Origin of the sequence: Alteribacter aurantiacus DSM 18675 (assembly GCF_000429705.1) — a bacterium.
GTDB lineage: Bacteria > Bacillota > Bacilli > Bacillales > Salisediminibacteriaceae > Alteribacter > Alteribacter aurantiacus.
This window is the reverse complement of the sequence record NZ_KE386943.1, coordinates 371,404-383,528: the sequence shown is the minus strand read 5'-3', so window position 1 is coordinate 383,528 and position 12,125 is coordinate 371,404. Positions and strand designations below refer to the sequence as shown.

General features: G+C 43.0%; 14 protein-coding genes. 8 read left to right on the top strand and 6 right to left on the bottom strand.

Annotation, left to right across the window (positions count from 1 at the left end; translation table 11 throughout):
* Positions 1 to 61: 61 nt before the first annotated feature.
* The 3 genes from G476_RS0120345 to G476_RS0120335 all read right to left on the bottom strand — a co-directional run bounded on the left by G476_RS0120345 (position 62) and on the right by G476_RS0120335 (position 3,434).
* Positions 62 to 1,504, bottom strand: a complete 1,443-nt coding sequence (locus G476_RS0120345) for a carbon starvation CstA family protein (RefSeq protein ID WP_026691713.1) — start codon at positions 1,502 to 1,504, stop codon at positions 62 to 64.
* A 27-nt stretch (positions 1,505 to 1,531) separates the two neighbouring features.
* A complete protein-coding gene (gene ilvE / locus G476_RS0120340) occupies positions 1,532 to 2,443 on the bottom strand; it encodes a branched-chain-amino-acid transaminase (RefSeq protein ID WP_026691712.1) in 912 nt (303 codons plus the stop codon).
* Between the two features lie 268 nt (positions 2,444 to 2,711).
* Positions 2,712 to 3,434, bottom strand: a complete 723-nt coding sequence (locus G476_RS0120335; RefSeq protein ID WP_026691711.1) for a DUF421 domain-containing protein — start codon at positions 3,432 to 3,434, stop codon at positions 2,712 to 2,714.
* Positions 3,435 to 3,649: 215 nt separating this feature from the next.
* Between G476_RS0120335 and G476_RS22695 the strand changes: the two genes are divergently transcribed.
* Complete coding sequence (locus tag G476_RS22695; protein ID WP_051314963.1) at positions 3,650 to 4,282, top strand: DNA-3-methyladenine glycosylase; 633 nt, start codon at positions 3,650 to 3,652, stop codon at positions 4,280 to 4,282.
* A 159-nt stretch (positions 4,283 to 4,441) separates the two neighbouring features.
* Here the strand turns inward: G476_RS22695 and G476_RS0120325 are convergent, their stop codons facing one another.
* Entirely contained in the window at positions 4,442 to 4,648 is a 207-nt protein-coding gene (locus tag G476_RS0120325) for a YwbE family protein (protein ID WP_026691710.1), read from the bottom strand.
* A 136-nt stretch (positions 4,649 to 4,784) separates the two neighbouring features.
* Here G476_RS0120325 and G476_RS0120320 point away from each other — a divergent pair, with 136 nt between their 5' ends.
* The 6 genes from G476_RS0120320 to G476_RS0120295 all read left to right on the top strand — a co-directional run bounded on the left by G476_RS0120320 (position 4,785) and on the right by G476_RS0120295 (position 9,830).
* Complete coding sequence (locus tag G476_RS0120320; RefSeq protein WP_026691709.1) at positions 4,785 to 6,059, top strand: DEAD/DEAH box helicase; 1,275 nt, start codon at positions 4,785 to 4,787, stop codon at positions 6,057 to 6,059.
* 111 nt (positions 6,060 to 6,170) lie between these two features.
* Positions 6,171 to 6,503, top strand: coding sequence for a hypothetical protein (locus tag G476_RS0120315; protein WP_026691708.1), 333 nt, complete (start codon positions 6,171 to 6,173; stop codon positions 6,501 to 6,503).
* Positions 6,478 to 7,284: a membrane protein insertase YidC gene (yidC, locus tag G476_RS0120310; RefSeq protein ID WP_026691707.1), complete on the top strand. Its 807-nt coding sequence runs from the start codon at positions 6,478 to 6,480 to the stop codon at positions 7,282 to 7,284. Before G476_RS0120315 ends, yidC begins: the two co-directional genes overlap by 26 nt.
* A 339-nt stretch (positions 7,285 to 7,623) precedes the next feature.
* Entirely contained in the window at positions 7,624 to 7,998 is a 375-nt protein-coding gene (locus tag G476_RS0120305; RefSeq protein WP_026691706.1) for a hypothetical protein, read from the top strand.
* 111 nt (positions 7,999 to 8,109) lie between these two features.
* Complete coding sequence (locus G476_RS0120300; protein WP_026691705.1) at positions 8,110 to 9,300, top strand: class I SAM-dependent rRNA methyltransferase; 1,191 nt, start codon at positions 8,110 to 8,112, stop codon at positions 9,298 to 9,300.
* A gap of 5 nt (positions 9,301 to 9,305) precedes the next feature.
* The gene (locus G476_RS0120295) at positions 9,306 to 9,830 is read left to right on the top strand and encodes a dihydrofolate reductase family protein (RefSeq protein WP_026691704.1); all 525 of its coding nucleotides are present in this window, start codon (positions 9,306 to 9,308) and stop codon (positions 9,828 to 9,830) included.
* Positions 9,831 to 9,858: 28 nt separating this feature from the next.
* Here the strand turns inward: G476_RS0120295 and G476_RS0120290 are convergent, their stop codons facing one another.
* Both G476_RS0120290 and G476_RS0120285 read right to left on the bottom strand, forming a co-directional pair.
* Positions 9,859 to 10,494 carry a prolyl hydroxylase family protein gene (locus tag G476_RS0120290; protein ID WP_342664073.1) on the bottom strand — a complete coding sequence of 212 codons (636 nt, stop codon included), beginning with the start codon at positions 10,492 to 10,494 and terminating at the stop codon, positions 9,859 to 9,861.
* A 113-nt stretch (positions 10,495 to 10,607) separates the two neighbouring features.
* Positions 10,608 to 11,321 carry a MerR family transcriptional regulator gene (locus G476_RS0120285; RefSeq protein ID WP_026691702.1) on the bottom strand — a complete coding sequence of 238 codons (714 nt, stop codon included), beginning with the start codon at positions 11,319 to 11,321 and terminating at the stop codon, positions 10,608 to 10,610.
* Between the two features lie 105 nt (positions 11,322 to 11,426).
* On the opposite strand from G476_RS0120285, the gene G476_RS0120280 reads away from it, so the two are divergent.
* Positions 11,427 to 12,074 (top strand): hypothetical protein, encoded by a 648-nt coding sequence (locus tag G476_RS0120280; protein ID WP_026691701.1) that lies wholly within the window; start codon positions 11,427 to 11,429, stop codon positions 12,072 to 12,074.
* Positions 12,075 to 12,125: the final 51 nt, after the last annotated feature.

Here is a 12,125-nt window from a genome sequence, read left to right as displayed (position 1 = left end):
GAAAAAGGATTAACATCCTTAAAGAAATAACAAAAACCCGGCCTATTAGACCGGGTTTTTGTTATGAAGCAAGACTTGATACATTGTCTTCTCGTTTTTCTTTTTTATGAACAAAGATTTGTCTGATATACCAAGCTAACACAAAGCTTGTGAGTGTCAATCCGATTGCAAGAGAAGGTTCATAAGCCATACCGAATCCTTCAGGTGCATAGAAGATATATGTGCAGACAACACTCGTCATAAACATCGCGGGTATTCCGCAAATCCAATGAAACTTGAAATGCTTTAAAAGGTACATAGCGGCTGTCCAGAGCATAATGGTTGCTACAACTTGGTTTGTCCATCCTACATATCTCCATAAGAACGTGTAATCAATTGTAGCGAGATAGATGGCTGGGACAGTTACAGGGATTGTAGCGAGAACCACTTTCTTTTTCCCAGACAGTCCTTTTACCGAGTTACCTAAAAATTCAGTTAGCATCATGCGTGAAGAACGAAGAGCTGTGTCACCAGTCGTGATTGGCAGGATGATCACACCGAGAATCGCCAAGATACCACCGATTGTTCCTAATAAAGAGGTCGAAATTTCATTGACTACCCCTGCTGGTCCTCCAGCTGCAAGTGCAGATTGAAGGCCTTCTGTACCGCCAAAGAACGTCATTCCTGCTGCGGCCCAGATCAGAGCAATAATCCCTTCTGCAACCATGGCTCCGTAAAACACTTTTCGACCATCCGACTCTTTTTTTATTGTCCGGGCAATAATCGGGCTTTGTGTACTATGAAAGCCAGAAATCGCACCGCAAGAGATCGTTACCATTAAGAGTGGCCACAATGGCAAAGACTCAGGATGGAAATTCGACACGGATAGATTCGGAATTGGTTGATTCGTAAAAAGTAATGCTCCGGCAATCGCTACTGCCATGAAAATCAAGATGGCTCCAAATACTGGATAAATCTTTCCGATGATTTTATTGACCGGTAAGATCGCAGCGACTAAAAAGTAAGCAAATATAAAGCCTAAAGCAGCCATGAAGCTAAGAGGTGTAAGCTCAGCGATAAGTTGAGCGGGCCCTGCAGTAAAGGCGGCAGCTACTAAGATCATTAGGATAATTGAGATGATATAAATAAAGACTCTTACATATTTTCCGAGATAACGTCCTACAATCGTTGGGAATTGTTCTCCATTATGTCTTAAGGAAAGCATTCCCGAGAAGTAATCGTGAACCGCACCAGCGAATAAACAACCAATGACAATCCAAATAAACGCTACAGGACCATATAATGCGCCGAGTATGGCTCCGAAAATCGGACCGAGCCCGGCAATGTTTAGAAGTTGAATTAAGCTTCCGCGCCACCAGCTCATTGGAACATAATCCATGTCGTCACGACTTTTGTAAGCTGGTGTTTTATTGTTGTCGTTAATCCCGAAAATTCGCTCCACGACCTTTGAATAGGTCATGTAACCGAAAACGAGAAGTAAAATGGATATGATGAATGTCGTCATGATGTCTGACCCTCCTTGAGGCTAGCGCTACCCTGCGTAAGCCTTATCGGGTTTGACGTTTGCATAACAGGAGACGCCGTCTGTCATGACAAGCTTTCTGAACTTTGATAATAAATGGTTCGTTACTTCTCCTGGTTTACCATCAGCAATCTTTCGTCCGTCCACTTCTACAACAGCGATGACTTCAACGGCAGTACCGGTGAGAAACACCTCATCTGCTACATAGACGTCGTGTCTAGTAAACGGCTTTTCTTGTAGCTTGTAGCCGTGTTCATGGGCTAGGTCGATAATAGCATTACGTGTGATGCCTTCTAACGCTCCTAAATAAACAGGTGGCGTGTAGATCGTGCCATTTTTCAGAATAAAGATGTTGTCAGCCGATCCTTCAGTCACATACCCTTGATCGTTAAGCATAAGAGCTTCATCAACACCTTGTTGATTGGCTTCTAACTTTACAAGGATATTATTTAAATAGTTTAAGGATTTCACTTGTGGACTTAACACATCGGGACGGTTCCTGCGACTAGCTACCGAACCAACACGAAGCCCTTTATCATATAATTCCTTAGGGAACATCGACAACTCTTCAGCAATCACAACCACTTGTGGCTTAGAGCAGAGTGTCGGATCCAGTCCAAGATTTCCGGGGCCTCTGGACACGACAACGCGGATATAAGCGCTATCCAGCTCGTTCTTTTGCACAGTGCCAACAATAATCGCTGCCATTTCCTCCATTGTATAAGGTACGTTTAACATGATCGATTGGGCTGAATCGTACAATCTGTTCAAGTGTTCTTCGAGTTTAAAGATATTGCCGCTATAAACTCGAATACCTTCGAACACCCCATCGCCATATAGAAAACCATGATCGTAGACTGACACTGTTGCTTCTTCCTTCTTTACAAACTTACCGCTTAAAAATATCCACTGACTGCTCATGTAACCACTCCTTTCTTTAAATGGTGAGACGCTGTACTAAAGTAAAAGTATAAAGTGTAAAAGAACGACTCCTGCTGTCATATTGAGTCAGGAAACGTCTGTTTTTCGCGTCTTTTCAATAATTATGAAGCTTATATTACGCCCGTTATTGGAGTAGGTCAACACTAAAAATGAATTATTCTGAACATTTTTATTAAACTGATTATAAACAAGCGCTTACATACTTGTGGTAAAGGGATTCCTCTGTATATGAAAAACAATGTAACTGCTAATGGTGAAAGGAGGGGGTGTTGTCAGATGTTTCATCCCTTAAAGAAATATGGAGATGAGACTGGTCATTTACAGACGCAAAGAACACATGATCTGTACTCTTTACGCCAAGGCGTGAAAGTTCCTCAGTAAGCCATGTTTCAGTCAGACCAAGCTTTTCTAAAACGGTAGTATAAACAAGCCCCTCGATAATGAGAGGATATGAAATGCTGGAGTGAGGCGTTGGCAGGTTCATATCTTCAATGGTAACGGTGTGTTTACCAGGCTTCTTGTTGACACTAACAGCGCCGTTTGCTTCCACGATGGCAGTATCTACCTCGCTTAAATCAAACACATCTTTTTCCCGTAGCATCTGCAAAATGTTATCAACAGAAAAACGTATTTTCTTTAAATTTTTAACGATAAATTTGCCGTCTTTTACTACGATAAGTGGCTCAAACGTAGCAAATCGTCCAATCTTGCGGTTCTTAATTTTCCACGACGAAACAATACGCTGAAGTACGCCGATTGCTACAATCGCTACGGCTGTGGGCAAATGTTTAATGCTTGGATCGGCGATATCGGCGCCAACTACAGCACCAAGTGTAATGATGATCAGAAAATCGAAAACGGGGAGTTCCCCAATTGCTCTTCGGCCCATAAAAAGGGTAATAAAAAGGACGAGAGGAAGAATGGTCACAATCCTTCCTAAGACGATGAAGATCTCTTGAATTGTTTGCATATCGAAAAGCACCTCATTCAAAATAATTGGAGTGAACCGTTGGATGGTTCTTACTATTAAACATTAGGAAAGCGTTCAACTTTCGTATAAAGCAAAATTAAAAACTAACATTACTGTTCGTAAATAGGGGTAAATTATGCAGATAGATGAAAGGCATTGAAAAAGTTAAAGATCGAACTTTTTCAGTGCCTTCTCGATAAAGGGGAGATGAGACGTTGTTTCAACCGGTAAAGAAAGAATTTTTCCATCAGCCAACAATCGAACTAGCAAAACAATTATTAGGTACAGTACTAGTCAAAGAAACGAAGGAAGGGGTTGCTGCAGGACGCATAGTAGAAACGGAAGCGTATCTGGGTCCTGATGATCGTGCTGCTCATAGTTTTAAAGGCAGGCGAACGAAGCGAACGGAAGCGATGTTTCATGAACCTGGCACTGTATATACGTATGTGATGCACACACACTGTTTAGTGAATGTCGTAAGTGGAAAGGTGGACATGCCTGAGGCGGTCCTCATTCGCGCTGTAGAGCCTGTTTACGGTAAGGACCTTATGTATGAGAGGCGAGGGGAGAAAAAGCGGTTATACGACCTCACAAGTGGTCCGGGGAAGCTTACAAAAGCCCTTGGAATCACTCGTGATGATTACGGCCGTCGTTTTTATGAGCAACCGATATATATCGCAGCCGATACGAGACATGACTTTGACATTTCTGTTGGCCCGAGGGTTGGGATTGATAACAGTGGTGAAGCGAGAGACTATCCGTGGCGCTTCTGGGTTAAAGATAACCCGTTTGTATCGAAACCAAGGAAAGAGGTGGACGTGATCAAGGAAGGGGCAGATCGTTTGTGAGTGTGGGGCTAACTGGAGCAAATACAGAATAAGTGGCTCAATTAAAAAATAAGTGAATAAGTGGATCTTACGGCTGTCAAAGGAATTCTATCCGTTCGCTCAAGTTGAGATCCCCCCTTTAAGAAGAAGGCATTTATTCATAAAAAAACGAACAGGCAGTTACGCCTCTTCGTCTCTTACAATTTCTTTTACCCGTCCCACTTGACCGTCTTGAAGGCGAACTTTAATGCCATGGGGGTGGTTAGGGGATTTTGTGAGTATATCCTTTACAACCCCGGAAGTGAGCGTGCCGGCACGCTGATCTTTTTTTAATACAATTTTCACATTGGCACCAGGCGTAATGTCTTTGCGGTTTTGTCCGTTCATATAAGTGAAGACTCCTTTAAAACGTAGTGTGCTTTATTTTACCACGAAACAATCAAACCTGACATGCTCGTTTCTGTTATAATACACTGATGGTCAACTAGTAACGTGCGAGAGAAGCATTTAGGAGGAAAACAGATTGAAAGGCTTTATCCATTTAGGAATCAAAGAAGAGACAAACAAGGTTTTAGAGAACCTCGGAATTATAGAACCGACACCGATCCAAGAGCAGGCGATTCCCGTTCTTCGATTCGGGGAAAACGTCGTGGCCCAGTCACAAACAGGAACAGGAAAAACATTGGCTTTCGTTTTGCCGATGCTTGAGAAGATTGATACGAGTGTCACTCACACTCAAGGGCTGATTTTAGCCCCAACAAGAGAACTGGCTTTGCAAATCACAAAAGAAGTAACAAAGCTAATCGAGAGTGAGCCCGATGTAAAAGTACTACCGGTCTACGGAGGACAAGACATTGAGAAGCAGCTCCACAGACTCAATAAAGGTGCTCACCTCATTATTGCCACTCCTGGGCGCCTTCTCGATCACATGCGAAGAGGGACAGTTCGTTTGGATAAAGTAGACATGCTCGTATTGGACGAAGCAGACCAGATGCTTCATATGGGCTTTTTGAACGAAGTAGAAGATGTGATTTCTGCGACACCGGCAACTCGACAGATGATGCTTTTTTCAGCAACGATGCCAAAGGAAATTCGTGACCTCACGAAGCGATACATGAAAAAATCCACATTTCTTAAGGTCGCAGCCACGCGAATTACCGTGGAGGAGATCGACCAGCTCGTGGTTGAAACAACAGACAGAGCAAAGCAAGCCACATTGCGTGGGTTGTTGGATGAGCACCAACCGTTTCTAGCGATTTTATTCTGTCGAACGAAACGAAGAGCGTCTACATTAAATGAGGCACTTCAAGAACGTGGATACAACTCCGATGAGCTTCACGGTGATTTATCACAGGCGAAGCGAGAAAAAGTCATGAAAAGCTTTCGAGAAATGAAGATTCAATACCTTGTTGCAACGGATGTGGCCGCGAGGGGGCTGGATGTTGAAGGTGTGACCCACGTGTACAACTACGACATTCCCCACGATGTAGAGAGCTATGTTCATCGAATTGGGCGAACGGGCCGAGCGGGGAACGACGGATTGGCAGTCACGCTGGTAGCACCAAAAGATAAGATGCATTTGGATTTGATTGAAAAAGGGATCGGTTTTTCAATTAAAAAAGTTCAGTCGGAAGCGAAGGCTGATCAAAGTCTGGAAACAGGAATTGGCGCTGGTGAAAGGCACAAAAAGAAAAAACCTTGGCAGGACCGTAATCGTAAAGGGACGAATCCTGGCCAACGAAGCGGTCGTGACGGTCGAAGTGGGCGAAAACAGTCTGGCTCTAGGCGAGGAAGATAAGACAAGACTTGTCAAAACTCCTCCCACATGTGCCAAAAGCTCCCTTTGACATTGCTTTGCAAATAAACGATGATGAGAGTAACGTAAGGTTCATAAAGGAGGTGAATGCAGATGTTTTTAGAGCATTATCATGATTTGGTGCCGATTTTAATTTCAATTAGTATTCTTGTGGCATTAGCCGGGGCTCAGTGGGTTAACTACATGTCACACGAGTGTATGATTCGGAACAGGCATATGGCGAACAGTCGCATTGCTACTCTTGATCGTACCGGGATGGACGACGATGACGCTGGTGAGAGTATCGAGGAGAGGCAAAGCTTTATTACTCGGATTGTAAAAAGAAAAGAAGCACCTGAAGATGATGCGGATTATTTTTCCTTCTCGTTGGACATGATGAATGAGAGCGAGGAGGATAAATATGGAGAAAACATCTGCATCACTTAGGAACGTTCAGCTTTTGCTCGTTTTTGGATTATTACTCGTGATTTTAGGGGGATGTGGTGCTTCCACAGAACCGATTAACGCGGAAACGACAGGGGTTTTTAACCATTACGTCGTTTGGCCGTTTTCGTTTTCAATTAAATTCTTTGCAGGAATGTTTGCAGGGAATTATGGCTTATCCCTTGTATTTATGACTTTTCTCATTCGTTTGGCTTTAATGCCGCTTATGATGAAACAATATAAAAGTCAACGTACGACAAGGGAGAAGATGGCTCACATTCAGCCGGCCATGAAAGAGATTCAGGAAAAATACAAGGATCGTAAAAACCCGGAAAACCAAAAGAAGCTTCAACAGGAAATGATGGCTCTTTACCGTGAGCACAACTTCAATCCGATCACGTCTATGGGTTGCCTGCCAATGCTGATTCAATTTCCAATTATGATTGGGTTTTACTATGCGATCATGCGTACACCGGAAATTGCCGAACATAGCTTTTTGTGGTTTAACCTTGGACAAACTGATATGATTTTGCCGTTTATTGCTGGTGGCGTGTATTTGATTCAATTTCGAGTATCCATGTCTGGTATGGATGATCAGCAACAAAAGCAAATGGCCATGCTCGGTTACGTGACCCCAATTATCATGGGGGTGTTTTCGTTCAACGTTGCCGCAGCCCTGCCGCTGTACTGGTCCGTGAGTGGCCTGCTGCTTATTTTCCAAACGATGTTCTTTAAATCGGTCTATCGTGAAAAAAAACAGGCTGTGGAAACGACAACTGTATAAATATGAAAGGAGCTCTCTGTGAGGGCTTCTTTTGTTTGTCACTTTTAAGTTATTTCGGTTTTCGTATGATCCACTTATCATTGTTTTGTCTGAGATTATCGGTGGGTTGATCCATTTATTTTTGGTTTGAGCTACATATTTTAAGGTTGAGCCACTTATTCGAGTTATGTTCCAGTTAGCTGATAATCCCGTTCGTTTTGATCCATTAAAGCAAATGATATTCCCCGAAATTTACAAAACAATTCGACAACTCACACCAATCGTTCGACAAAAACGTTTAAAAATCGAGGGAGAGGGTATCTGAGCTATGGGTGCAAAAAAGATCGTGGGGGAATGAACATGTGGGATGTTAAGATCGTGGATACGAGCAAAAAGGTCATACTCTTAAAGTGGGCCGGCATGGTAAGACCAAAAGAAGTAGGGGAAGCGAACAAAAAGCTTGCCGAGTGCATCGATCAACTAGGAGAAGGCTTTGATATGATTGTCGATATGGCCGAGCTAAAAGTATGGACACCTGAGACACAGCAGGAAATTGTTAAACATCAGCAGTGGCTCATCAGTGCTGGACTGGGAAAAGCTGCGGTTGTCGTGAACGGAGCCATTGCCAAGATGCAGTTGAAACGCACAGCCAAAGAATCCAACCATAGTAATGAACATCACTTTACGAGCTTTGATGAAGCGATGGCATTTTTACAAAAAGAAGCAGTCGTGTAGGTTCTCCTTTGGAGGATCTTTTTTTTTGCACTTAAAGCATTAGTGGTTTGTATTCCGCTTGTTTTCGTGAAAGAATAGAAAGATCAATGGAACAGAAACGAGGATGAACAAATGAGTCAAGTCACGTTAAAAATCAGACAAAAGTTTGCCCATAAATTCAAGCAAGGTCAACCGCTTATTTTTAAAGAAGCGATTGCCAACCTTGATCGGTTAAAAGAAGAAGGGACCATTGTTTCTTTAGAGGATGAAAAAGGAGTCTTTCTTGGTCGCGGGTATTACGGTAGGCAAAATAAAGGGTACGGATGGATGCTTACTCAAAAGGAAACCGAGCAAATTGACCAACGTTTTTTTGAAGGGAAGTTCGCAAAAGCGTGGAGTAAGCGGAAAGCTTTTTTCAACAATCCGGATACAACGGCTTTTCGACTCGTAAACGGTGAAGGAGATGGGCTTGGGGGACTTACGATTGATTATTTTGACGGCTTTCTCTTGCTCAATTGGTACAGCGAAGGGATTTATTCGTTTAAAGATGACGTAATCGCTGCCTTGGAAGAAACGGTGAGCTTTAAAGGGATTTATGAGAAGAAGCGCTTTAAAACTGGGGGCAAATATATCGAAGACGATGATTTTGTGAGCGGTGAGCGTGGAGAGTTTCCTTTGATTGTGAAAGAAAATGGCATTCAGTTCGCGGTTTATTTGAATGAAGGAGCCATGGTTGGTGTGTTTATGGATCAAAGGGACGTTCGCCGTACCATTCGTGATGACTATTCTAAAGGCAAAACCGTGCTCAATACGTTTTCTTATACTGGTGCATTTTCCGTGGCTGCGGCTCTTGGAGGCGCTACGGAGACGACGAGCGTGGATTTGGCGAATCGAAGCTATGAAAAGACGGTTGAGCAATTTGCGATCAACGGGATCGACTACGAAGCGCAAAACATTGTCGTTCAAGATGTGTTCGATTACTTTAACTACGCCGTAAAAAAAGGACTGTCGTTCGACACGGTAATCCTAGATCCACCGAGCTTTGCCCGCTCAAAAAAGAAAACGTTCAGTGCTGAGAAAGATTACAAGGACTTGTTGAAGCAATCGATTGCCATTACTGAAAAGGGTGGTGTGATTGTTGCTTCCACAAATGCGGCGAAAGTTCACATGAAGAAATTCAAAGGATTTATCGATCAAGCATTTAAAGAAACGGGACATAAGTATACTCTTTTAGAGGAGTTTACCTTACCGAAGGACTTTGCGGTTGATCCCACATTTCCAGAAGGTAACTACTTAAAGGTTCTATTCGTTAGAAAGAGGTAGGTCGGATGAATCGAGAGGTAGTTCTTTATATAGCTTGTAGCTTGGACGGTTATATTGCAAGGGAAGACGGAGAGATTGACTGGCTGACGTCTCTTGATGCTCCGGATACAGGGTATGAGGCGTTTTATCGTACGATTGATACGGTCGTGATGGGGAGAAAGACGTACGATGATATTTTCACGTTAGCTGATGAGTATCCGTATCAAGGGAAGATGGGTTATGTGTATTCACGCTCAAAAACGGGACGTGATGAAAACGTCACGTTTGTGAATGAAGATCTTGCTTCTTTTGTAAAAGGGTTGAAAGCAAAAGAGGGTAAAAACATTTGGATCGTGGGTGGAAGCGGCGTGATTACTCCCCTTATGAAAGAGGCTATGATCGACCGTTTAATCGTAACTTACGCGCCAGTTGCTTTAGGCGGTGGAGTGCCTCTTTTTCCACAAGGGCTGGAACAGAGGTTTAGCCTACAAAAAAGTGACAGGTACGGCCCCTTCGTACAAATGGAATACAAATTGTGCCGGACATTGTGACCGGCACTTTTTTTGTATCTGATATGTCTTATTGAGTGCGAATCTTCTGACGACGAACCCAAAGGGTCGCTGCCCATTTTTCACCTAATAAAACTGGTGATCCTGCGTGGAGGGTGAGTGCGTTCAGCTTAGGATCATTGTAGAAGTACTCAAAATACAAGGCGCTTCCTCGTTTTGGAGAAACGGTGAGACCGAGCTTCGGGAATTGCGTTTCTCCGCCTTCTTCCACGTCATTTAAGTACACGACCATGGTTGCAATTCGGTTGTTTACATCCGTTTTCGTAAACGAGTCCATGTGGGCTTTGTATTCCTCGCCTGGACGATAATGAAGAATGTGAAGGTTCTCCGCGTGGGAAAGTGGCATGCCCATCATAGTACATAGTCGGTTTTCAACTTCTGAAACGACGTGTGAGCGGTGAGTATCAAGAAAAGCACCGCTGCTTGTTCTCATGGCATGCTCTTGTTTATCGGTGCCAACTTTGGAGCGTTTTAGTTCCCCGCGGCTTAGTTCAATAATAGCGTTACACTCCTCTTCATCGAGGACATTCTCAAATACAGCAACAACCGGCTCATCTGAAAGGCGTGTGATGTTCATTTTACGGCCGTTCACTTCAAGTGAACTTTCGGAATGGGCAAACATGGACTGCTCTTTAATTTGACTCAACCAGGTTCCTCCTTCAAGGATCTGAATCCGTTTTCTTTAGTGTAGCAGAAGGGTCGATGAAAAGACGTAGGCAATTGGGTCGATTGCGTGTCTATTTGAGTGGGAAAACGCGTTTAGTTTTCATCTTGTACGGCATTGATGGCTTTTTCCATATACGACATTAAGCCCGGTTCTACAGGATAAAGGTTCAGGCTTTTTGATTTTTCAGGTGATTTTCGGATCTCCCAATATTCCTCCTGCATCTTTAGGTCTCCACCGAACATGGAACTGGACTTACGTATCGTTCTTTTGCATAGGTTCTGTAATTCGGAGTCATGTAGGTCTGTACCTCTTTCATAATGAGCTTTAAAAGACTGATAGATGAGAAGCCATTCCTGACTGTTTTCGTCGGTAGCTTCTAATTTAGGAAGCTGGCTGAGCATGGATACATACTTTTTTCTGTTTTTAGCAGCCGCTGACCGTCCTTCGATGAGTTGGAAAAGGATCTCCCAATCGAGTTTATCTTCTATAGCGATCATATGTTTCAAACTCATCAGATGTTGTTTTTTCTTGTCGATTCTTTCTTTTTCGTCATCTAAGAGCTTTATTTGTGCAGAAATGGTATCGATCGGGTTTGATTTATGTAGTAAGGTTTGGATTTGGTTTAATGAAAATCCAAGGTCCTTCCAAACTGAAATCTGTTGAAGAGTAAACAGCTTTTCCTCGTCGTAAAGACGGTGTCCGTATTCGTTCTTTTTACTTGGGGGCAAGAGGCCAATTTCTTCATAGTGATGCAATGTTCGTACGGAAAGCCCTGTTTTCTTTGCTACTTCGCTAACTTTAAACAACACAAACACCTCGCCAAAATAGTTGTTGCTCCTCACGTAAGGTGAGGGGCTATGCTAGGAATAGATTCAATAAAAGGTTTAAAAAACCTTCTAGGAGGTGTTTGTGTGGAGAGGTTGATTCACTATCAGTGGGAGCTGTTTATCGCTACAGAAGTCATTGCAATTGTTGCTATCGTGGCTTTTACGATCTGTCGTTACTTACTAAAATCCAACAGTGGGACAAAAATTAGCTTATGGCTTTTTATTCTTTCGAACGTTTTTGATGTGATTGTTGGCTTTTTTATTTATCGTCACACGGGAGAACTGTCTACGTTTCAAGTGGTTGTGTTTATTTTTGTGGTGTACGCTATTACTTTTGGTCGTAGTGACTTCTTAAAGCTGGATTATTGGTTGAGAACACAGATCGATCGCTATTTTCACACTTCACATGTATCGGAAGACGAGAGGCAAAGGATGAATGAAAAAAAGAACAGTGGTAGGGAGTCTTTAAGAGAATGGGGACTGCACGTGCTTTTGTTCACCATTGTGAATGTGTCGTTTTTTCTTGTATTTCCTAGTACTCAAGTTGCTTTGACAGAGGCTCTGCAAGTAGATGGACTTGTGAGATGGTTTGAGTCACCAGAAGCGTTCGGTTTGTTTGGCGAGCCTGCACTCAATCAAGTGGTGATCATTTGGGTACTCATTTTATTCATTGATACAGTCGTTACGATGAGCTATCTCCTTTTCCCGGACGAGAAAACGCAAGCGATGTAGAAGGAAGAGGGGGAGGTAGTGTGCGATCCCACAATTTTACACAACATTGTG